At 61.1% G+C, this 21,956-nt stretch carries 23 protein-coding genes; 11 read left to right on the forward strand and 12 right to left on the reverse strand.

What is annotated here, in order from left to right; all coding sequences use genetic code 11:
- Window positions 1-40: 40 nt before the first annotated feature.
- Window positions 41-736, reverse strand: a complete 696-nt coding sequence (locus ACVIGA_RS18140; protein WP_456667421.1) for an STN domain-containing protein — start codon at window positions 734-736, stop codon at window positions 41-43.
- 419 nt (window positions 737-1,155) lie between these two features.
- On the opposite strand from ACVIGA_RS18140, the gene ACVIGA_RS18145 reads away from it, so the two are divergent.
- From ACVIGA_RS18145 to ACVIGA_RS18170, 6 genes are all read left to right on the forward strand, one after another.
- Window positions 1,156-1,863 (forward strand): TetR/AcrR family transcriptional regulator, encoded by a 708-nt coding sequence (locus tag ACVIGA_RS18145; RefSeq protein WP_456670835.1) that lies wholly within the window; start codon window positions 1,156-1,158, stop codon window positions 1,861-1,863.
- 20 nt (window positions 1,864-1,883) lie between these two features.
- Entirely contained in the window at window positions 1,884-2,855 is a 972-nt protein-coding gene (locus ACVIGA_RS18150; RefSeq protein WP_456667422.1) for an ABC transporter permease, read from the forward strand.
- Between the two features lie 41 nt (window positions 2,856-2,896).
- Entirely contained in the window at window positions 2,897-3,913 is a 1,017-nt protein-coding gene (locus tag ACVIGA_RS18155; RefSeq protein ID WP_092122674.1) for a sugar ABC transporter substrate-binding protein, read from the forward strand.
- A gap of 77 nt (window positions 3,914-3,990) precedes the next feature.
- On the forward strand, window positions 3,991-6,114 hold the full coding sequence (locus ACVIGA_RS18160; protein ID WP_456667423.1) for an ABC transporter permease: 2,124 nt from the start codon (window positions 3,991-3,993) through the stop codon (window positions 6,112-6,114).
- Window positions 6,111-7,208 (forward strand): hypothetical protein, encoded by a 1,098-nt coding sequence (locus ACVIGA_RS18165; RefSeq protein WP_456667424.1) that lies wholly within the window; start codon window positions 6,111-6,113, stop codon window positions 7,206-7,208. Before ACVIGA_RS18160 ends, ACVIGA_RS18165 begins: the two co-directional genes overlap by 4 nt.
- On the forward strand, window positions 7,205-8,701 hold the full coding sequence (locus ACVIGA_RS18170) for a sugar ABC transporter ATP-binding protein (protein WP_456667425.1): 1,497 nt from the start codon (window positions 7,205-7,207) through the stop codon (window positions 8,699-8,701). The genes ACVIGA_RS18165 and ACVIGA_RS18170 overlap by 4 nt, the downstream gene beginning before the upstream one ends.
- Window positions 8,702-8,777: 76 nt before the next feature.
- On the opposite strand, the gene ACVIGA_RS18175 is transcribed toward ACVIGA_RS18170, so the two are convergent.
- The 7 genes from ACVIGA_RS18175 to ACVIGA_RS18205 all read right to left on the reverse strand — a co-directional run bounded on the left by ACVIGA_RS18175 (window position 8,778) and on the right by ACVIGA_RS18205 (window position 14,901).
- The gene (locus tag ACVIGA_RS18175; RefSeq protein WP_456667426.1) at window positions 8,778-9,155 is read right to left on the reverse strand and encodes a hypothetical protein; all 378 of its coding nucleotides are present in this window, start codon (window positions 9,153-9,155) and stop codon (window positions 8,778-8,780) included.
- Between the two features lie 82 nt (window positions 9,156-9,237).
- Window positions 9,238-10,176 carry a phosphatase PAP2 family protein gene (locus ACVIGA_RS18180; protein WP_456667427.1) on the reverse strand — a complete coding sequence of 313 codons (939 nt, stop codon included), beginning with the start codon at window positions 10,174-10,176 and terminating at the stop codon, window positions 9,238-9,240.
- A gap of 135 nt (window positions 10,177-10,311) precedes the next feature.
- A complete protein-coding gene (locus ACVIGA_RS18185; protein WP_375778252.1) occupies window positions 10,312-10,599 on the reverse strand; it encodes a DUF5658 family protein in 288 nt (95 codons plus the stop codon).
- Window positions 10,586-11,386, reverse strand: coding sequence for a sterol desaturase family protein (locus tag ACVIGA_RS18190; RefSeq protein ID WP_456667428.1), 801 nt, complete (start codon window positions 11,384-11,386; stop codon window positions 10,586-10,588). The genes ACVIGA_RS18185 and ACVIGA_RS18190 overlap by 14 nt, the downstream gene beginning before the upstream one ends.
- 329 nt (window positions 11,387-11,715) lie before the next feature.
- Window positions 11,716-11,982 (reverse strand): hypothetical protein, encoded by a 267-nt coding sequence (locus ACVIGA_RS18195; protein ID WP_456667429.1) that lies wholly within the window; start codon window positions 11,980-11,982, stop codon window positions 11,716-11,718.
- 317 nt (window positions 11,983-12,299) lie between these two features.
- Entirely contained in the window at window positions 12,300-13,643 is a 1,344-nt protein-coding gene (locus tag ACVIGA_RS18200) for a hypothetical protein (RefSeq protein ID WP_456667430.1), read from the reverse strand.
- A 64-nt stretch (window positions 13,644-13,707) separates the two neighbouring features.
- A complete protein-coding gene (locus ACVIGA_RS18205) occupies window positions 13,708-14,901 on the reverse strand; it encodes a hypothetical protein (protein ID WP_456667431.1) in 1,194 nt (397 codons plus the stop codon).
- Window positions 14,902-15,156: 255 nt separating this feature from the next.
- On the opposite strand from ACVIGA_RS18205, the gene ACVIGA_RS18210 reads away from it, so the two are divergent.
- Together ACVIGA_RS18210 and ACVIGA_RS18215 are read left to right on the forward strand one after the other, a co-directional pair.
- On the forward strand, window positions 15,157-15,699 hold the full coding sequence (locus tag ACVIGA_RS18210; protein ID WP_456667432.1) for a recombinase family protein: 543 nt from the start codon (window positions 15,157-15,159) through the stop codon (window positions 15,697-15,699).
- An 11-nt stretch (window positions 15,700-15,710) separates the two neighbouring features.
- Window positions 15,711-15,833, forward strand: a complete 123-nt coding sequence (locus tag ACVIGA_RS18215; protein WP_456667433.1) for a hypothetical protein — start codon at window positions 15,711-15,713, stop codon at window positions 15,831-15,833.
- A gap of 177 nt (window positions 15,834-16,010) precedes the next feature.
- Here the strand turns inward: ACVIGA_RS18215 and ACVIGA_RS18220 are convergent, their stop codons facing one another.
- Window positions 16,011-16,412: a hypothetical protein gene (locus tag ACVIGA_RS18220; protein ID WP_456667434.1), complete on the reverse strand. Its 402-nt coding sequence runs from the start codon at window positions 16,410-16,412 to the stop codon at window positions 16,011-16,013.
- 460 nt (window positions 16,413-16,872) lie between these two features.
- Here ACVIGA_RS18220 and ACVIGA_RS18225 point away from each other — a divergent pair, with 460 nt between their 5' ends.
- Window positions 16,873-17,370, forward strand: coding sequence for a hypothetical protein (locus ACVIGA_RS18225; protein ID WP_456667435.1), 498 nt, complete (start codon window positions 16,873-16,875; stop codon window positions 17,368-17,370).
- A gap of 90 nt (window positions 17,371-17,460) precedes the next feature.
- Here the strand turns inward: ACVIGA_RS18225 and ACVIGA_RS18230 are convergent, their stop codons facing one another.
- Window positions 17,461-17,844 carry an NUDIX hydrolase gene (locus tag ACVIGA_RS18230; protein ID WP_456667436.1) on the reverse strand — a complete coding sequence of 128 codons (384 nt, stop codon included), beginning with the start codon at window positions 17,842-17,844 and terminating at the stop codon, window positions 17,461-17,463.
- Between the two features lie 81 nt (window positions 17,845-17,925).
- Complete coding sequence (locus tag ACVIGA_RS18235; RefSeq protein WP_456667437.1) at window positions 17,926-18,117, reverse strand: hypothetical protein; 192 nt, start codon at window positions 18,115-18,117, stop codon at window positions 17,926-17,928.
- 268 nt (window positions 18,118-18,385) lie between these two features.
- Between ACVIGA_RS18235 and ACVIGA_RS18240 the strand changes: the two genes are divergently transcribed.
- Both ACVIGA_RS18240 and ACVIGA_RS18245 read left to right on the forward strand, forming a co-directional pair.
- On the forward strand, window positions 18,386-19,063 hold the full coding sequence (locus ACVIGA_RS18240) for an MgtC/SapB family protein (protein WP_456667438.1): 678 nt from the start codon (window positions 18,386-18,388) through the stop codon (window positions 19,061-19,063).
- Between the two features lie 708 nt (window positions 19,064-19,771).
- Window positions 19,772-21,586, forward strand: coding sequence for a hypothetical protein (locus ACVIGA_RS18245; RefSeq protein ID WP_456667439.1), 1,815 nt, complete (start codon window positions 19,772-19,774; stop codon window positions 21,584-21,586).
- A gap of 66 nt (window positions 21,587-21,652) precedes the next feature.
- Here ACVIGA_RS18245 and ACVIGA_RS18250 read toward each other — a convergent pair whose 3' ends face one another.
- Window positions 21,653-21,940 (reverse strand): hypothetical protein, encoded by a 288-nt coding sequence (locus tag ACVIGA_RS18250; protein ID WP_456667440.1) that lies wholly within the window; start codon window positions 21,938-21,940, stop codon window positions 21,653-21,655.
- Between the last annotated feature and the right edge of the window lie 16 nt (window positions 21,941-21,956).

The raw sequence follows: 21,956 nt of genomic DNA on the forward strand, positions 1-21,956 counted from the left end.
ACCGGCTGCGACGCATTCGCGGGTGTCGTCCGGCTGACGGTCAATCCTTGCAGCGCCGCGGTGACAGCGGCATCGCGGTTCTGATCGCCGGTCGAGCGCAGCAGCTGGGTACGCTGGATCGTGCGCGAGGGATCGATCCAAAGATCGACAACGAGCTGATAGCTGCCGCCGCGCACCCGATATTCTTCTGCAACGCCTTCTGAAGGTCGAGCTGCAGGCTTTCGCTGTAGTCGCGCAGCGCGCCGGTGTCGTTGCCGTCACTGCTCGCCCGCACCTGCAGCGTGCCGAGCGACAGATCCGCGGTCACAAGCGGGCTCGCCGGCGGATGGTCGGCGCGCACGGCGCGCGAAGCAAGCGTGATGGCATCCGGACGAATGTACTGGACCTTCAGGTCGGTTCCAGTCAGCAGCAAATTCAATGCATCCTCGGGCGTGAGGCTGCCTTCGACCGACATCGACCTCCGGCCCGTCGCAGAATTGCTCTCATAGAGCACCTGAACGCCGGTCCGTTCGCCATAGGCCTGCAGCGCGCTCGCAAGCTGCTGGGCCGGGATGTTGAATTCGATCGCGGCCGATGCCGCAACGGTGTCGCGCTGCTGCGCGGCGACGGCGCAGATGCCGCCGATCAGGAGCGGAGCACAAATCCCGAACAGATACCGCGACGTTGCGGAGATTCCCGGAGCGCCAGCGCCGACCGCAGCGCCCGCGCGTGCACCATGTGATCCAACTGCCGTCATAACCTTGCTTCGGCCCAAAGTGACCGTGGGTGAAATTCGGCCAGCATGTCTGTACGGGTTGGCCTTCCGGTCAACGAGCCTGCGTTCTTATATCTGGAATGTGACGGCCGTCTAACCGGCAACATGATCGGCCAAGGTGTCCGGAATTTGTGCTGACCTTTCAGCGCGAAAAGTTCCCGAACCGCGCCAGAGCGGCGCTGCACTCCAGACAAGTGGCGCGGCGCGCACCAAAAAACGAGCGAGCGCTCTCTCAGAAAAATTGATCATCCCCCTTTTCCGAACGGCAGTTCGTGGGCTAGGAATTGAGCAAGGGCGTAAAGCCCGGCCCGGACCGGCAATCAAATGAAATGGTCCGGGGACATAGCCAGGGAGGCAACGTGGGTCTCGCGCGTCAGCGGCCGGGGACGAATGCGTTCGCGATGGACGTGCTTTGCGCACGCATCCTCGAACGTCATCGGGATTCCATCCGGGTCCAGAAGCCGCATCTCGCCGTTCCGAACCTCACGCGCATCATCGGCGCCACGCTCACGCTTTCCAACAAGCACGGCTTTCACGCCACCACGCTGCGCCAGCTCGCGGAGGCCTCCGGTCTCAGCATGGGCGGCCTCTACACCTACTTCGACAGCAAGCCGACGCTGCTGTCGATGATCCTCGGCGAGGTCGCCGAAACGGCGGCGGAAGTCCTCACCGCGCCGCCCGCCAGCGTGAAGCAGGATGCGCGCAAGCACCTGCACTGGATCATCGCCACCCACGTTCGCATGAGCGAGGCGATGCAGCCCTGGTTCGTGTTCTCCTTCATGGAAGCGAAATCGTTTCCGCCCGCCGAGCGCCAGCGCGCGATCGAGATGGAGGTGATGACCGAGAAGATCATCGCCGACGTCCTCAAACAAGGCGTCGCCAGCGGGGCGTTCGCCATCGACCAGGTCACGCTGACGGCCTCGCTGATCAAGCCGCTGCTGCAGGACTGGTACGTCAAACGCGCGAAGTACCGCCGACGCGGCACCTCGATCGAGGCCTACATCAACGCCGTCGGCGCCTTCGTCGACGCCGCGGTCGCCGGCAGGACGCGGCCCGGCCGCGTCGCGACCGGCTCCCGCACAAGATCCAGGCAGACGGCGCAGCCATAGCCGAAAGGAAGGACGAGGCAATGAAGCGATTTCGATTCAGTCAACAGGAGATCGTCTTCGCCGTATTCGCCGTGCTGTTCCTGGCATTCTCGATTTTCCTGCGCGGCTTTCTGACGCCGGAGAACATGCTGACGCTGCTGCAGAACGTGGCGGTGCTCGGCATCCTCGGGCTTGCCATGGCGCTGGTCGTGATCGGCCGCGGCATCGACATCTCGCTGATCGCAGCCCTCGCGGTGCCTCCGGGGCTCGTGCTGCAGATGGTGCAGAATGGCCACTCGCTGCCGGCCTCGCTGTTCACGGCCGTGCTGCTCACGATCGCGTTCGGCCTGGTCAATGGCTGGCTGATCGCCTACGCCGAAGTCCCTTCGCTGTTTGCGACGCTGGCGACCGGCCTGCTGCTCGCCGGCCTCGGACAGGCCGCGCTGTTTCAGCTCGACGTCGTGCAGTGGAGCGACGGCATGCAGGGCTTCGAGCGGCTCGGACAAGGCACCATCCTCGGTATCCCGACCTCGATCGTGATGTTCGCGATCGCCTGCGTGGTGGTCGCCTTCCTGCTGCGCCAGACCCGCTGGGGCGCCTATATCTACGCGATCGGCGACAATCCCTATGCGGCCCGCGTCACCGGCATCCCCTCGCGGCCGATCATCGTGCTGCAATATGTCGTCGCGGCCCTGATCGGCTGCTTTGCGGGCCTGGTGATGGCGGCGTCGGTCAACTCGATGCCGACCCGGGTCTTCAATTCGACCCTGATCTACGACGTCATTCTCGTCGTCGTGCTCGGCGGCATCGGGCTGTCGGGCGGTCGCGGCGGCGTGCTCAACGTCATCATCGGAACGCTGCTGATCGGCACCATGCTGAACGGCATGACCATCATGGACATCTCCTATGCCGGACAAAACCTCGTCAAGGGCGTCGTCCTGCTGCTCGCCGTCATCACGGATTCATTCCTGAATCCGCGCAACGAAGAAACCGCACAGCAGGGCGACATCTAAATCAAGTGGAAGAACGATCAATCACGACCAAGGAGGAAGCAATGAAATACGCTGTCAGGACTGCCAAGGTGATCGCCGCAGCGCTCGGGCTCGCGGCCATCGCCGCCCCGGCTCTGGCCCAGCAGGGCCTCGACGAGCCGTTCCAGAAGCCGTTCAAGGAGGCCCTTGCCGGCAAGACGGTGGCCTACGTTCCGGTCGCCATGAACTTCGACCTCACCGAAGGCTGGTACGCCGGCATGAAGAAGGAGCTCGAGCCCCTCGGCGTCAAGTTCGAGATCCGCGATCCCAACTGGAACACCAACGCCGGCGCGCAGGCGGTGACCTCGCTGATCTCGGAGAAGCCGGCCGTGATGGTGATCCACAATCCGGACGTGCAGACCTACGCCAAGCTGCTGCAGCGCGCCGAGAACGAAGGCATCTACGTCATCCAGATCAACATGGGATCGGCCTATCGCTCGTCGGCCTTCGTCGGCGCCAACTGGATCGAGATCGGCGAGAAGGACACCGAAGCCGTGGTCAAGGCGTGCCAGGGCAAGTCGAACAAGATCGCCATCGTGCAGGGCGCCCTGTCAGCCGCCGCCAGCGCCTACACGCTCAAGGGCGTCGAGAACGTGCTTGCCAAGCATCCGGAGATCAAGGTGGTCTCGAGCCAGGCCGCCGACTGGGATGCGGCAAAGGCCAAGGCGATCACCCAGACGGTGCTGAAGCAGAATCCCGATCTCTGCGGCATCGTCGGCTTCTGGGACGGCATGGACATCGGCACCGCGGCCGCGGTGAAGGAAGCCGGCCTCACCGGCAAGGTGTTCGTCGCGACCTCCGGCGGCGGCGAGCGCAAGGGCGCCTGCGAGCTCGTGAAGTCCGGCGCCTTCGACCTCAACCTGAGCTACGACGTGCCGACCCAGGCCGCGCAGATGGCAGGCACCATCAAATGGCTGCTGTCGTCGGGCGCCAAGGCGGGCTCGATCAAGGGTTCGGAATACACCACCCTGATTCCGATCACCAAGGAGAATGCGGACAGCCAGACCGCGTGCTGGAATCTCAGTGACCTGAAGAAATAGTCCGGCCATTCCCGCCGGACGTCCCGGGCGCATCCCGCCCGGGACGTTCATCTCCGAAAATCGAACGCCTTGCTGGAATGCCGATGCGCGATACCCTGACGAGCCTGCGTTACCGCTACTGGCCGGATCATCTCCTCGGCGAGATCCTGTCCAAGCGTTGGACCGAGACCGCCATTCCGGTGATCCTGCTCTTGATCGTCGGCTTCGCGCTCAGCCGCTCCATCGATCACTTCCTGTCGCCGGCGAGCCTTGCCGACACCGCGCGGCAGGCCGGCGAGATCGGCTTCATCGGGCTCGGCATGGCGCTGGTCGTCATCGTCGGCGGCATCGATCTGTCGGTCGGCTCGATCTTCGCGCTGACGGATTTCTGCGCGCTCTATCTGCTCGACGTGCTGAACTGGCCGGTGCCGGCGGTGGTGGTCGCCACCCTCGCCTGCGGCGCGCTGCTCGGCGCCGTCAACGGCGTCCTGATCGGATATTTGAGGCTGCGCGCCTTCATCACCACGCTGATCACCTTGATCATCTACCGGTCGGCATTCGACCTGCTGATCCGGCGCTATTCCAATTCGATCGCCGCGGCCTTTCCCGACATCCCGTCCTGGAATTTCATCGGCGGCGGCGATGTGTTCGGCATTCCGAGCGTCGCGCTGGTCTACATCGCGATCGCGATCTTCGGGCATATCTTCATGACCCGGCTGCGCCCGGGCTGGCACATTACCGCGATCGGCGGGTCGCGCCGTTCGGCCTACAATTCCGGCATTCCGGTTCGCCGCACCATCGCGCTCTGTTACGTCGCGAGCGGCGTGCTGACCAGCATCGCCGCGCTGTTCTTCGCGGCGAGGCTCGGCACCGTCGGCGGCGACATCGGCGTCGGCCTCGAGGTGATCGTGCTGACCGCGACCGTGCTCGGCGGCATCACGCTCGGCGGCGGCAAGGGCTCGGTCGCCAAATCGCTGGTCGGCGTGCTGATCGTGCTCCTGATCACCAACGGCCTCACCACGCTCAATGCGCGCGGCGGCATCAACCGCATGGCGCTCGCAGGCATCCTGCTGCTCGCCGCGATGGTCGACATCCGCTGGCAGAAGAACCGCACCCGCATCATCAGCAAGGTCTATGTCGCGCCGACCTATCACGCGTTGCCGCCGCCCCCGGCCACCGAGATCGGCCAGGGCGGCCCGTTCGAGCAGAACGACAAGCTGCGCGACGTCGAATTGATCGGCCTCGGCCGCATCGAGGCGCCGGAGGACGTGATCCTCGACCGCAACAACAATCTCTACGCCGGTTCGCGCCATGGCGACATCATGCGCTTCTTCGCGCCCGACTATCAGCGGATGGAGGTATTCGCCCATATCGGCGGTCAGCCGCTCGGCATGGCGTTCGACCGGCAGGACAATCTCTATGTCTGCATCGGCGGCATGGGCCTATACCGGATCACGCCCGACGGCACCGTGGAGAAGGCGACCGACGAGACCAACCGCAGCATGCATTCGGTGAATGACGACAGCCGTTTGCGGCTCGCCGACGACCTCGACATCACCGACGACGGACTGATCTTCTTCTCCGAAGCCACCGTGCGCTACGAGATGGACGAATGGCCGATCGACGGCCTCGAGGCGCGCGGCAACGGCCGCATCATCTGCTACGACACCAAGACCGGCGCCACCCATACGGCGCTGCGCGGCCTCAAATTCCCCAACGGCATCTGTGTCGCGAGCGACGGCCAGTCGATCCTGTTCGCCGAAACCTTCGGCTGCTCGATCAAGCGGCTGTGGTTCGCGGGACCGAAGAAGGGCCAGGTCGAGGTGGTGATGGACAATCTGCCGGGCTACCCTGACAACATCAACCTCGCCTCCGACGGCAATTACTGGCTGGCGCTGGTCGGCATGCGCAGCCCCTCGCTCGACCTCGCCTGGAAGATGCCGGGCTTCCGCCGCCGCATGGCCAAGCGTGTCCCGGTCGACGAATGGCTGTTCCCGAACATCAACACCGGCTGCGTCGTCAAGTTCAACGAGCAGGGCAAGATCCTCGAATCGTTCTGGGACCTGCGCGGCGAGAACCACCCGATGATCACCTCGATGCGCGAGCATCGCGGCTACCTCTATCTCGGCGGCATCATGAACAACCGGATCGGCCGCTACAAGCTCGACAATGCCGACCCGAACTATGTGCAGTATGACAAGCGCTGGGGGAAAGCGTCGTGATCGCGGCCGTCAGAGAATTCGCCAACCGCTTCCTCGGCCGCGGCGAGGCCACCATCACCGTGCCGTCGTTCGACGGCGCGCTCAAGCCGAACCAGAAACTGGAGGCCGCGACGACGCTGCTGGAGTGCGAGGCGCTCGAAGATCTCGCAACCGATGGCCGCAACCTCTATGTCGCCGACGGCCGGCGCCTGCTGCGGCTCGACGGCAGCATCGCGACCGAGCTGCGCAGCTTCGAGCAGCCGATCTCGGCGCTGTGTGCACTCGCCGACGGCGGTATCGCGGTCGCGCTCGGCGGCCGCGAGGTCCGCCTCTATGCCAATCCTTCGGCAGGCGAGCCGAGCGTGACATTCAGCGATGCCGCCTTCAACGCGATCAACGCGCTGACGCCGACGGACGACGGAGCCTTGATCGCGACCGACGGCTCGACAAGCTGCGGCGTCGACGATTGGGCGCGCGACCTGATGGAGCTCAACCGGAGCGGCCGCGTGTTCCGGCTCGATCCCAGGACCCGATCGGTGAAGCCGCTGGCCTCGAAGCTCGGCTACGCCTTCGGCGCCTGCGCGCGCGGCGATGGCGTGCTGGTCAGCGAGAGCTGGCGGCATCGTCTCGTGCTTGTTGCCGACGGCAGGCCGCCGCAGACCGTGCTCGGCCACCTGCCGGTCTATCCGTCGCGATTGTCGAAGGCCGCAGGCGGCGGCTATTGGCTCACAGCGTTCACCGCACGCACCCAGCTGATCGAATTCGTGCTGCGCGAGCCGGGCTACCGCCGCCGCATGATGGCCGAGATCGACCCGGCCTATTGGGTGGCGCCGCGGCTGCGCTCGGGCTTCTCGTTCAAGGAGCCGATGCAGGGCGCGCACATCAAGACCATGGGCGTGATCAAGCCGTGGGCGCCGCCGCGTTCCTACGGCCTCGTGATCCGGCTGGGCGAAGACGGCAAGCCGCTCTATTCGCTGCACAGCCGGGTCGACGGCATCAATCACGGCGTCGTCGCGGCGCTCGAGCTGGGCAGCGACCTCGTGCTGATCGCCAAGGGACCGGGCCGCGTGCTGAAACTGCCCCTCGCCGGGCTTGCTGAGGAGACAGGCTCATGAGCGACACCGTGCTGTCCCTGCGCAAGGCCACCAAGCTTTATGCCGGCGTGCCCGCCATCGAGGGCGTCGACTTCGAGCTTCGCCGCGGCGAGATCCACGCGCTGGTCGGCGAGAACGGCGCCGGCAAGTCGACGCTGACCAAGGTGATGGCCGGCGTCGTGACATTGACGTCGGGTAGCATGACGGTCGACGGCTCCGACGTCGCGCCGCGCACGCCGCTCGAGGCCCGCAATCTTGGCATCGCCATGGTGTTCCAGGAGAACAGCCTGGTGCCGACCATGACCGTGGCGCAGAATCTGTTTCTCGGACAGGAGAAGTTCTACAACCGGCTGCGCGGCATCTACATCGCCGCCCAGCAATTCCTGCAGTCGCTGAATTTCGACGTGACGCCGACCGCGACCGTGAGTGGGCTCGGCGCCGCCAAGAAGCAGATGGTGGAGATCGCGCGCGCGGTCCTGCACAAGGCCAAGGTCATCATCTTCGACGAGCCGACCGCGTCACTGACGCCGGAAGAAAAAAAGTATTTCTTCGACCTCGTCCGTGACCTCAAGAAGCGCGGCGTCTCGATCATCTTCATCTCGCACGCGCTGGAAGAGGCCTTGCTGCTCGCCGACCGGATCACCGTGCTGCGCGACGGCAAGCACGTCGTCACCGACGATGCGGCGAAATTCGACCGGGCGGCGATCGTGCAGGCGATGGTCGGGCGCGACCTTTCAAACACGCTGTACGGCGCCAGGAAGGCCAGCGTCCGGCCCGCCGGCGCGCGCGTGCTCACGGTGCAGAACCTCAAGATGGCGCCGATGGTGAAGAACAATTCGCTGTCGGTGTTTGCCGGGCAGATCACCGGCGTGTTCGGCTTGGTCGGCGCGGGCCGCACCGAAACCTTCAAGATCGTATCCGGTGTGCTGAAGCGGGACTTCTTCCATGGCGGCGAGATCCTGCTGCATGACAAGCCGGTGCGCTATCGGGTTCCGGCGCCGGCGGTGAAGGCCGGCATCGCCTATGTGACCGAGGATCGCAAGGTCGAGGGCTTCTTCGAGACGGCCTCGATCGCCCGCAACATCTATCTCGGCCTGCTGTCGAAGTTTCCCGCCGGCCGGATGATGCTGTCGCGGCGCGAGACCAACACGGTGGGCAAGACCTGGACCCAGCGGCTCAAGGTCCGCGCCATCGGCGACGAGGCCAGGGTGGTCGAGCTTTCAGGCGGCAACCAGCAGAAAGTGGTGATCGCCAAGTCACTGGTGCAGGAGCCCGAGCTGATCATCTTCGACGAGCCGACCCGCGGCGTCGACGTCGGCGCCATTGTCGAAATCCACGAATTGATCAACCAGCTTGCCGACGAGGGCAAGGCGGTGGTGGTGATCTCATCCTATCTGCCCGAGATCATGGCCCTCTCCGACCGCATCCTGGTCTCGCGCCAGGGCAAGGTGGTCGAGGAATTCTCCGCGGTCGAGGCCACCGAGGAGAAGATCATGTACGCGGCGATCCATTGACGGACGCAAGAGAGATGCGTCGTGACCTGCTGGCCACGCCATGGAAGCCGCACCCGCTGCGCCCTCGGTTCGCCCGCTACTGCTTTGGACCGACGGTCCCGGTCGCCTTCAATCTTGCCGACCTCACCCAACCCGAGACGTCGTTGCCGCCCCGTGGATTGAGATACATCACCGACGACCAGCCGTCATTGGTTTGCGCATAGGCGACGAGCGCGTCATTCGGAATGACGAACACGCCGCTGATCGGGCAGTGCAGATTCGGCGCCGAGTAGAATTGCAGCCGTCCCTTGCCCGTCACCACATTGGCGAGCGGCGGCGACAGCATCGGGACGCGGCTGGTGCCCGCCGGCGGCTCCTTGCAGCTCGCCGGCGTCTGCGCGTGCACGGTCGCGCCTAGGGCCCCCAGGATCAGGGCACTGCAGACGATGCAGGCGAGCACGGCTCTGTCCGACATCACTCGATCTCCCGACCGCTGGACGCGATCATTCGTCATTCCAGAGTATTTGTCGCCGCGCCGGGCGGCCAGGTTCTGCGAGCTAGGACGAAAGTTTGCACCCCCGCAGCACGAGCATGGCCGCAGGCACGGTGGCCAGCCCGACGACAATATCGCTCAGATGGTGACCGCCGGCGGTCAGCGCCGATACGATGATCAGAACGTTGAGCGGGAGAAAGACGGCGAACAGGAAAGTGCCCCGGCTCGTCAGGATGAGGATCAGCGCAAGCGCTGCATGGAACGAGGGAAATTGAATGATGCCGTTGATCCTGGCCAGATCGATGACCTTCATGGATCCATCGCGGATCGCATAGAAGTCGGACAGGTAATAGGCGCTCGTCAAATGTGACACAACGTAATGCGCCCAGGCTCCCTCCGCGGGCAGCAGCATCGACAACGGAAGGATCATCAGCAGCGTGATCACAAAGAGCCAGGCGAGTTCTCTTGCCCTTTCGAGCTTTCCGATCGTGTTCAGCACGACCAGCAGCACGCCGAATTGAATGAAGAGGGTATCGTAGATGATATCGAGCGCCCAACCGATGTTGGGATGCTCGAGCTTCACCCAGTTGAAGAATGCGAGCCAATCGAAGCCTACAGCGGAATCGGACGCAGCGAGTGCGTTGTCGACCAGAGGAAATCCGGCGGACGCAGCAAGATAGCTGAGAACGGTTCCGACATTGCTGAACGCAACCAGCTGCGCGCAGGTGAGGGCAAATGACGCGATGCGTCGGTTAGGCCTGATCCTGGTGTAAACCAGATTGAGGCCGACCAACGCCAGGAAGCCGACGACGATCACAGGATTGAATGAGACCCGAAGTCCCGACAGAACGAGCCCGGCAGCGGCAACTCCGGTGAGCGCCGCGATGATAATCCAGAGGCTCCTGGCCTCTGGGGCTTCAGAATTTGAGTGAGGGAACACGCGCGCGGCCCGTGCTGAAACCGGGCCGGGCGCACAAGATTGCACCCCGTCAATATCACCCATGGAAATGCTCGTATCGTTCTATAGCCGAACTCATGTCCCGCGCCGCGCGCGGTTCTGTTTCATCGTCCTTGCAGCAACACGCGCCGGACAACACCAGCGCTTCGCGGATTCCGGCCACGAGACGAAGTGGCCGGCTCAGTTCGCACCCGCGATGATGACGAGATTGTTCAGGACGGGCGTACAACAGAAAGCGACGACAAGAGCGATGTTGTAAACGTTGGTGCTGCGCCAAAGTAGCCACGTCAGGACGAACGTGAGACCGAGCTTGGGGACCAGCCACCATACGCCGAACCATGTCTGAGCCAGATGCATGAACGGGTTCAACTCGCCCAACCCGAGAGTCAAAATCACATTGGTCGACACGAGGTCGGCGTAGCCCAGCAGCAAGGCGAAGAACAGCAAGAGGCCTTTAACCCAGTTCATTCTTTGACTCCCCATGCCGAAGATGCCGGATCGGCCAGATCACGCTGTTGATGATGTCCACCCGTTCGGCAGGCACAAGTCCCGTCGCAGGATACTCGTCCGGCTTCGGCACCCACGCCGTGCCAAACACAATGTCCAGGAGCGGAAAGAAGGCAGCAAAATTCTTGTCCCGATGCTCGGGATGGACCGAATGATGGATCCGGTGCCATTGCGGGTTGTTGACCCATGTCACGAACCGGCCGAGCGGGATGCGGACGTTGAGATGCGCGCACGCATCGGGGACGAAGAAGATGAATCCCGCGGCGATTGCCATATCCGGCGGGATCCGAAACAGGATCGCCAGGATGGGAAGGAAGGCATCAGACAACACCCTCTCCAACCAGAAATGCCGGGCGCCGGTGATGAACGTAATGCCGTTGGCGCTGTGGTGGAACGAGTGCATCGCCCAGAGAAAGGGGATCGCATGCTGCAGGCGATGGAATGTGTACTTGTAGAGATCGAGCGCCACCACGAGGATCGCGAGGGAGACGTACCACCAGTAGCCTTCGGTCGGCAGCTTGATCCAACCGACCCCGACGTAGCTCGCAATCGCACCCGCGCTGATCGCCGCGATCGGAGCAAGCATGTGCTCCAACCCGACGCTCACGATAACCGCCAGCCAGTCATCGCGAAACTCGGCGCGGGAAACATCGGCAATCGGCCACCTCTTCTCGAGGATGCGACTGCCGTAGACGACACCCAGAAAAATCGCCGCTAACAAAATGGCGTTTGAGATCTCACTCGACATGAGAGATGACCCGCCGGTTCAAATGGACAGACAAAATGAATAAAAAACGTTCTGCCGCTTATAGGCTGAAAGAACTTATTTTTTCTCAACGGTCGGACGAGCGCAAGCAGGGGTTTTACGGGGCGGCCGCTCGCCATCACCGGCGTCGATAGCGTTCGCAGGTCGGCAATGTCGAGGCCTTGCGGCTGTCCAAGCATGCGATCGAGTTCGACGACGGCCGCATGCTGCTACGCGGATAAGCGCGGGCGGAGGCAGCCGTTGCACACCTCACATATGAGAAAGCCCGCGACGCGGCCGCGGGCTTTCTGGAGTTGGACCAGTTATGCCAATCAGTGCAACGCGCGGTCCGTCCGGACAGAAGCCCGCGCGGTCGTGATCTTGCTTCGCGGCGTCAGAACACTGAGTTGATGCGGAGTTGCCGACGTCGCAGCTACCGGCGCCTGCTCGTGGACGTTGGCGGCGCCAAGCACACCAGCCTGCACCGGCGAGATCGGCAGGCCCGCGGCTTCGAAAGTCGGACGCTCCGCAGCGGATGCGACCGTCGCGCTCGCGATTGCGAGGGTGGCGGCTACGATGGACAGAGAAATCTTGGTCACTTGGAGGCTCCTCGATAGGACTTGAGCAGCACAGGTAGACGCATTTTGTTGCAATGCAATAAAATCATACTGCGTCGCACAAGTATTTGATCGTCGCGACAAGCCCGGCGCCGGCAGTCAACGGTGTCGCTCCCGCTCCGGCCAGGAGCGAGCGCGGCAAACGACACGAAACTTCAATGAAAACAATGCCAAATGGCGCGCCCGGAACGAGGCGACGGAACCGTCAGCTTCCTATTGAAAAATCAGCGCAAATCAGCGTAGCCGCTGATCGGCTAGTACCACCTTCTATGACCACCATCAAGGCTTTGCATCGACGGCTATAGCCTGCTCGGACGAAGATTGGCTCTGACGACAGCTACCAACTTCCACACGGTCAGGATCAAGATTGCTAACTGGATGGGAATGAACAACAGAAGCAGGAATGCGAATTGATCCCACGAATACCAGCCCGGCGCATAAGCAAACGGAAAATCCAGCGTCAAAAGCCCCTGCACCGTGACTACCCTACCCCACAGGACCAAGCTCAGGCCCTGTGAGATTGAAAATAGCGCGTAGACAACGGCCCCTAACAAAATCGGGACGAACGCACAGAGATAGCCGTACACGCGCCCAAAGAAGTCAGTTGTTTCGAAAGCGAACCAGTATTTGTCGGAGGTAAGTCTACCCTTCGGTAAACGCCGCACTCGTCGCCACAACTCAAAAGATAGCAAGAAATAGACTAGCGGCCCGAGCCGGATGAGTTGAGTGCTTGACGCGCTGATACCGAAATATGAGGCGTCTCTTTCCTTCTGCTCATAAAGCTGCTGCACCGCTTCGTCCAACCGCTCCGGTGCAAAGCGTTTCCCTAACTGCGCGTTCGCGAAGCTCAAAATTAGAAAATCGACCGCCTTTCGATGTAAAATCACAAAGCTTTCTGGCAGATCGAGGTAGGCCCTCAACGCGTCCGGCACCAAGCGCGCGATATTTGCAGCCTGCGCGTCAAAGGGGAAATTGCGAAAATTTCCAGCTCTTGAGGGACCAAGGAACGTCGCATCCAATGAGTCTGGTATCGCGAAAGCGAATTGGCCGTCATCTAGTCTAAAAACAAGAGCTTGGAAGTCATCGCTGGGGAAGGGCTGACATCTATGGAAGATAAGCAGCCTAACCTGACCGCTGTCCACGGTATACGTTTGTCCTACGATCAAGACTGTGGCGAAGTTGAAGCTCGTTCCCGGGGCAAGGTGCGCAACGAGCACATCACATGATCCGCTGACGGCCATGCGCATAGGCACGTCCAGAGCTACTTCCGCGTTGCCGACGAGTTCATCGCCAAACTTCGGAGGCTTGGTCTCTGGCTTTGTCTTCCCTTCCGGCTCATCCGCGTCTACGTCCATTTCCTGTATGGCTTCAGACAGCGCGCTGGAAAAGAATGCAGGGATGTCCTTCATTCGCGCGGGCCGTATCTCGATCATGTTCGCATAGGTCAGCCGCCTCAGAGCCAAGAGTTCGTCCAGGCCGACCAGCTTATCTTCGGTCGCCCGGTGCTCGTAAGTGCTCACGCCCACGTAGACGTAGAGAGCCACGAACGAGAAAATTGCGACGTACAGCGTCCATATCGAGGGGATCAGGCTATCTACGAAGCTTTCGACCGGTCGAGGCTTCAGTTTTGTTGCTGCCAGCATAAAGGTCCGTTCTCGCGGTCAAACACGCCCCGATGAGGCCGCGTGGTTATGCCATCCGGCGGCTCTATGCCAGCGCCGCACGGAGCGTCGGAAAGAAGATAGATATTGGTGTCTCAACCGCTTCGGGAGCTTCGAGCGCTCGTCTTATGTGAGAAGATATGTCCGTCTGATAGGTGCTGATACGAGGTGCGAACGAATAGATATCCGACGTATCGATGATGACGGTCCTCATCTGGTTGACATCGAATGGTATGGTGTCTGACTTCCGAACGATTTGCACGATAGGCAGGCGCATCATGTGGCGAATTGCCAGTTCATAGAAGACGTTTGGATTGTGATAGGACATATCGACGATGACAAGCCGAGCTTTGACAAGAAACTCCATAATCTGCTTGGTGATCATCCCCGGCTTATCTATCTGATCGGCGCGCACCAGTGACACCCCAAACGACGCTACGGCTGGCTCGATGAGTGTGCCCATGAACAGGTCAGAGTGCTGGCGATACTCACTGTCAGCAGCACCGATAGGACTGATGTAAAAGCACGTGGCTTCAAATTTGGCGTGGTCTGCGGTGATGACAGCGCCAGCCGGTGGCGATGTTGTTGGTGGTAGAACGGATGACGGAGAGGTTCCGGACGTCGTCTGCCCCGCAGGCTGCTGAACAGCATCCACGGCAGCGTCTTTCGAGACGAGACGCTCAGCACCGGACAGCATCGCTAACAGGCCGACATACCGCGCATTGAGGATGAATGTTTCAACGGCCTCCGGGGCGGCGTCTTTGCTTTCACCCAGCTCCATAGCTGTGTCGATTAAAGCGGTCTTCGCTGGCAAAGAACGGCCAACAAATCGTTCATGGAGCTTCGCGAAAATCTCGATATCTTCTATCGATAGCTTGATTTTAGCACGGAGCTGATCTCGTGCTGGTATCTGCGGGTCAACAGTCCGTACGCCGTCTTGCGTAAGTTCAAGCGTTTCGCCAGCATAATTGCCTTTGATGAGCCCGTACTTGTTCGCGTTGGTCACCAACATGCGGCTCGCGCCGCTGTCCGGCGACTTACCGATATGGTCGAATAGCGACAGCCTGCGGACGGCTTCACCGCTTCCGAACTCGAACATGCTCTTCACAAAATCGATGCTGTCCTCGAACGGAGCGGCCGGAAAGCTGCGCACGGTGCGCTTGCGTCGCGCGACCTCCTTCTCAACCTTGTCGTTTGCAGCTGCGATAGTTGCGGAAGTCGCCTTTGCCTTGCGTGCCATTGCCCACCCCTTTTTGCGGGTTCCCAAATAGCACTCGCGCAAATAGAAGCGCAACCGTACTACTCGGCCGCGCGGTGGTGGATGAGCTGAGACGTGCAGGCACGCCAGAGCGCTGGCGCTGCCTTCGACCCGTTAGGGTCTACCCTCCCGAGACATTTTAATGAGACACAAAATCTGTCTCATTAGGGTTGACATTTGAGTTGTGAGACATGACTGTCTCAAGGTCTAGATCCTAACGAGACAGGACCCCGAAACATGACCGTCATCGGATACGCGCGCGTAAGCACCACCGATCAGAACCTTGATGTCCAAGAGAACGCATTGCGCGCGGCGGGCTGCGACTTGATCCGCTCTGAGAAGCGCAGCGGCACGACCACCACGGGACGCGAGGAGCTTCGCATAGTGCTCGATTTCCTCCGCACCGGGGATGTCCTGATGGTCACACGTATCGACCGCCTCGCGCGCAGCATCGGAGACCTCCAAGACATCGTGCGGACCGTGAAGGGGCGCGGAGCATCCCTGCGGGCCACAGAGCAGCCCATCGACACCAGCACGGCGGCGGGGAAGTGCTTCCTGGACATGCTCGGCGTGTTTGCTGAGTTCGAGACGAACCTACGCCGCGAGCGGCAGCTTGAGGGCATCGCGGATGCCAAGGCGCGTGGGGTGTACCAAGGTCGCAAGGCTTCCATCGACCCTGCCAAGGTGAAGGCGCTACGGGCGGAGGGCATGGGCGCATCGGCCATCGCGAAGGCGCTCAAGATTGGCCGTGCGTCCGTCTATCGCGCTTTTGAAGACTGAAGGACAGGATCATGACCTTAGCAGTAGCCCTCACGATGATGTTGGCCGGAATAGCATCGGTGGCGCTGGAGTGCGCGGTGGCAGGCTCAGTGCTGCTCGGCGGCGCGGTGCTGATCGCACGTTACGCCATGTGAGAAGAGGGCCGTCCGCCCGGCCCCCTCTTCTAGAAACGGGTCCCCTTTCGCGCGGGACCCCTATTTCCAGTAACTCGCCAAACGAATTTCAAATTCGACGCCCTTTAGGCCGTTTGCTGCTCGGCTACTGCAGCGCCTCAGTGCTCCCGGGAAATCCTGAGCCTCCTGAGCGCGGCGCTACCAGCAGAAGTTCACGCCATTCTTGACCTTCTCCTCCCAGTCGGGTCCTAGGGCCTCCCGGGCGCTCACGGCTTGTTGTGCTCCGGGCTCACCATCGTGGAACATCACGAGGGCAAGGCCTTGATCATGCGAACCAGAGACGACGGTAGGTCCCGGTTGGTACGTCGTGGTCGCTTGCATTACGCCGCGCCCGTAGGTGCCCTCGGTGTTGTAGGTGCCGGGTAGTTGCGTGACGCGCACGTTGTTCTGCGCCTCACCGCCCGTGATGATGTAGCGGTCGTATCCGGCTCGAATGGTTTCGATGGCAGCAAGTCGCTGTGATGCAGCAAGCGCGCCCGTGCCACCACAGACCGCCGCCGCTGAAGTTTGAACGATCATCGTGTTGGCGGAAGTCCGCACCGCCTGCCCTCGCGCGCACGCGCCCAACACAAGCGCCAACGCTAACACGCCCAAAACTCTCATCTCAGTTAGCCCCCCTGCCTGCTCTTCTATCGCAGGTCGCGTTGCACGAAACAACACCCTCGCTAACGGACGTGCGTGCAACGGGTCCCATGATTAACGGGTCCCCTTTTTCGCAATCCGCGCGCAGCAGATTTCAAAATAAGCCAGTAAAGCGCCGTGCCGCTGCTCGGGTGCGCGCGGGGCTCTGAACGCCTCCTAAGCTCGACGGTAAAATGTGCCGCAAAACGACCTTTCCCTAAGCGGTCACAACCACATGACCGTTCTTTCCACTCACCATAGAGGAAAGGGCGCGCTTCGGCTCGCCTTCACTCGCTCCACTCATCCACGAGAACCTACGGCCGCCTCGATGCTCGCAAGTCCCGTTGGATTTTTCGCGAAAACTGGAAAGGACATACGATTGATCAGTGACGACGACGCCACCTTACCGCCCGGTCCCGCGTGGCAAGCGGCTCGCAAGGCATGTCAGACGCCCATCGACCGGGAGCGGCTTGCTGCAGCTACCAAAGCCCGCTGGCGGCCAGAAGAGTTCTCAGAGTACGCGCGCTCGTGTCATCGCCGCCGAGGGCGGGACTACGCAACCTCGCACTCCTATCGAAGCGCGCTGAAGTATCACGGCAAAGAGGATGCGAAGCTGTGGCGCAAGCTCTTCAGGGAGCGCGGCTCACTCCGACTACCGCCTAGGTGTCCCAAGGAACTCGACTATACCGCGCCTGCCTCAGGCATCGGAAGCAATCACCGGTACTGGCCGTTCCATAGCCCAGAGCTGATTGCGCTGATCGACGCGCGTGCCCGTGCGTACTTCAAGATCAGGGACACCTTCTCGGTGCATCCGCACGCGTGGATCGCGTCTTATCTCTGGCACCAGAGGGAGCAGGCCGAGGACATCAAGGCATAGTTTGGTGGGGCGGACGTCTGCTTTGGTGCTCATAGCAGACCTCCGGCACGCCGCGCGGCATTGTCAGCTAAGGGCCAACCGCGGAAATAGTTAGCCTCGCCTGGGGAACAGCTTGTCGCGGATGTAACGAGAGGTTGGTGTTAGCCGGATGCCGCGCGGCTTGCGCCACGTGGCCTTATCTATTTCCTTCTTGTCGCCTATGGCGAGACGACCGGTGGCCTTATTGGCGATGAATATAGCATCGCTCATCTTCCGTCCTGATCTAGGGTTCTTGGCCTTGACCTCTTTCCAGAGCTTCAACCGCCCCAGTTTGAGTTTTGGAAGCTCCTCCCGGATTTCTCTGCGCAGGCAATCTTTTTCTGTTTCCCGCCCGCGCCTACGCCCTCCCGGGAACATCCATAACCGGTCCCGCCTTCTTCTTACCAACAGGACCCGCCCGCGCTTTGCCGCCACGAGTTTTGATGACTTTGCCATTGCTGTTCCGTGCACCGCCTAACATCAAAGCATTTGCACGATTTTATAAGATGATTCTCAAGGCAATAGAATGAGCGGTACCTAGCTGGCGGATGCTTGCCGTGGGCGCCGCTTCTTGCCGGACTTTTTCTTAGCCTCCAGCACATCCGCCTGACTGCGATAAGCCTTCGCCATGTTCAAGAAGCCTTCGGAAATTTCGGGGTCGGCAACGGTCCGCGCCATGCGTTCAGCCTTAGCCGCCTGTTTCCGAAAAAATTTGGTTTCTTTCACCATCGCGCGCCTCAGTGCAAATGCATCGGGACGTACTGAAGGGCGACCCAAACGCAAAGCCCGAAGAGTAGGACGAACATCGCGCCGCCGATAAAAGGTTGAAGCCGCATGAGTGCCCTCGTTTCGAGCCGGGCAGAAGTCCGCCCTCCAATGGGAGCGGGCGGGCAAAGCTTATGCTGAGGGCCAAGGGTCAACACCCTGACGCCTACCGCAATCATATCATGGCGTTAAGCGCCCGGAAATTGATATAAGAGAGCACGAGGGGTTATCGATGGGACAAGAGGACCTGATAATCATCGGCAGAGTGATGGGCGCGCTCGTTATCGGTGCGCTGATCGGGTTTGAGCGCACCTCCCACGGCCGCCCTGCGGGCTTCCGTACTCACTCCCTGGTCTGCATCGCTTCCGCAATTCTGATGATCGTAACAGTTTATCAGAACCAGTGGATGACGTTTCTAGAGCATGACGCCATCCGGACCGACCCCACTCGCATGGCGCAAGGCATCATGACCGGCATCGGATTTCTTGGGGCCGGGGTGATCTTCAAAGAAGGCCTGATCACAGCCGCGTCTATTTGGGTTACGGCAGCTATCGGCATTTTGGTGGGCATCGGGTTTTGGTTTGCTGCCATTGTCGGGGCTGCTGCCGCGCTGATCGTATTGGCGTTGTTTCGGTATATTGAACGCCAACTGCCGAGCGAGTTCTATGCGCATCATATGCTCAAATTTGCACGCGATCACGTCATTGGCGAGGAGGAGGTGTACAGGCTCATCCACGATCACGGCTTCACCATCGCAAATCCGTCATCACGACTAAGCGAGAGTGGCCAGCAGTTCGAATACCGAATGACGATCAAAAGCAGAGACCGCAAGAATGCTGAGGCGCTGTCCTCATACCTTCGCGGACGGCCCGAGGTTATTGAATTTCGGATCACGCCGACCGGCTACTAAACGACCCATTGCTACATCAAACGGGGCACTGAGGACCCGCCGCTTAAGCGCGTGTTAGATTTCCGAGTTGGGTCAAATGCGGAAATCGCAGCGCGCAACCGTGACGTCCGCTTCACCATCGACACCGGACTTGCAATAGCCAGCGCGGTGACGGGTCAAATAGCGCCCGAGAGTCCGCCGCGAGCAGATCGAGACCGCCTAGGAGCCCCTCAGGGATTCGTGAGAAGCGTGGGGAACACATGGCGCCAACCACCGCGCTCCATGTGCCAACGCTCTCCAGCGGCTCCCTGAGTGATCCTAGGGGCGTCCTAGGGCCAGCGGCCTTCTGACCACCGCCCTTCTCCTGCTCCCTTAGACGCAGATAACGTCGTTGGCCCCGGTCAACGCCGCCGGAAAAGGTCCCCTTGAGACCTCTAAAGAGACTCTCTCTTAGAGCTTAGAGGGGGTCCTTTACTGGTCATCAATAATTACTCACCGACCACCATCAACAATGTCACAAGGCTGCTTAGGTGCTCCTAGGGCTCTTATGCGCCTTGTCGTGTCCATCAGGAACACCACAAGATGCCCTCTATCCCCGAAGACGTTGACAGCTACGCGCTCGTGTCACCGCAGGCTTTCTCCGAGCGCATGAACATTCATTGGACTACACCGGCCCCACAAGGCCTAGGTCAATGTGCCTCCCTTGCCCTTCGGACCTTGTGGAAGATTATGGGCGATAACTTCCAACAATCAATTGTAGAAGCCACCAAGGGCACCAAATCGCCTTGGCGCATCCTGCAGCCGCCCACGGGCACCGGGAAGACACAGGGCACCTGCGTGTACGCAGCTATGCAAGCGGACCTAAACCGCAACACCAGCGGAACGCGAAGGCCGGTGGGCATCCTGATCGTGACGCGATTGAAGGAGGAGGCTGACAAGCTCGAGGAAACCATCAACGGAACCGCAGGCCGCTCCGTCGCCGCAGTGGATCATTCAGGTAGGCGGGCGTCGCCGGAAGTGCTTCAGCAAAGCGACGTGTTGATCATAACACACGAAGCGTTCCTCAGTGCCAAGCGCGGACTCAAGGAGCACCAAAGAGCACCTTGGGAGCGGCGGACCCGGTGGCGCGGTGGACAACGTCTCCTGACCATCGTGGATGAGGCCCTTGCAAACGTGGTCGATGAGAGCCACGCCACGACGGAGAACCTGGCTTTCGCCATAGGTCACATCCCGTTTGATGTGCGCGCAGCATTACCCGAGCAAGTGGCAGTTCTGGAGCAGATGCACAGGGTTCTCTTGAGCTACGTCGAGACAGACGGAAGCTCAGACAATGCGATGACGTTGTTGTGGCCGGACGGCGGCGCTCCTGCGTGCATCGACTTCGATCCGCTCCGGACAGCAATGCTTTCTCTACGCTATGACCGCTTAGTCTATGGCCGGGACAACCCCAGCGACCGCACCCGCCTAGCTGCTCGCGTTGATGAGACCCTTAAGGCCGCTCAAGCGACACTGGATCAATTCGCCTACTATGCCAAAACAGGCGAGCGACATTCCATCAACTCAGCGGCGCTTGGGATGCCCTTGGACACCCCGGGGCCGGTCGTGTTGGATGCTACGGCAAGCGCAAACTTCCTTTGGGATCTATTCGAAGAGCGTCACATTCGCCCGGCCGTGCCGAGCAATGCACGGGACTACTGCAACGTCACCCTGCACCTTGCCCGAGCGTCGGGGCTTGGCAAGCACAGCATGATTGAACGCATTGGCGAACGATGGCCACGGGTGCAACGCGCTATCGAAGCTGAGCTTGGTCCAGAGCGCTCAGTCTTCATGTGTATGCACAAGGACGCTGAAGTCGCAGCTGAGGGATACGGCGCGCGGTTCAAGCGCTTCGCGGTAGGCCATTGGGGCGCGGTAGACGGCCGCAACGATTGGCAGGAGTACGATGCGGCGGTCATCCTAGGCCTGCCGTACCGTCCGCAGACTTGGGCAACGAACATGTTCTGCGCGTTGCAAGGTGCCCAGGATGACAAGTGGCTCCGGTCGCCCGAGTGGAAGCAGTACACGAATGTGCGGAAAGTGATGGAAGACCGGCAGCTAGCGGTATCCGTGATCCAAGCCATAAACCGAATCTGCTGCCGTCGCGTCATTGACGCAGAGGGTAATTGTCCAGCGGCTGACATCTTCATCGTGCTGCCGCAGGATAAGACGGGCGAGGCGGTGTTGGACGCCGTGCGCGCCGACATGCCGAGGCTCAATATCGTGCCTTGGTATTTCGAATTGGATGGCCCCAAGGTCCGCCTGCCACGCAGCGGAAGTTCGCACGCCCGGCTGATCAGCCATATGAGCAGCGTGCCACCGGGCATGCTCTCACTCTCTAGCGTTCAAAACGAATTGCGCATTGGGAAGAGCGGCCTGAGCAAGCTCCGTGAAACGCTCAACAACGCGGAGCACGAGACCACCAAGGCGCTGAGCGCTCTTGGCGTGCAGTACATTCCCGGCGGCGGGAGGGGCACTAAATCATACTTACTGAAGAAGGCCGCTTAAGCCTCACGCCCCGCAGCTCCCCGTGCTCCTCGAAGGACATCGTGGGCTGCGGGACGCCCCTTGGCATCAGTACGTTGATCGCTCCGCAATCAGCGGCCCGAGAACATCGTCAGCATTGATGCCCGCCGCTGTGGCCCGTGCATCCACATGCTCCTCAAGGCGCTCCCCGAGGCGCTCAAGGTTCTCACCCGCCGTGCGGAGCTTCCAAGCGAGATTAGAGCGCACCGTGTACGCCTCTGTGCCCTCAAGGCGTCCAGAGAGCGCCGCGATGCGTTGGCCCGTGTCGATGACGAACCACGCTGCGCGGGTGAGTATCGTGAGCGCCAATCGGTTGTTCAGAACTGCATTCAACATGTACGTCTACTTCCCC

This window comes from Bradyrhizobium sp. USDA 3240, assembly GCF_054063295.1.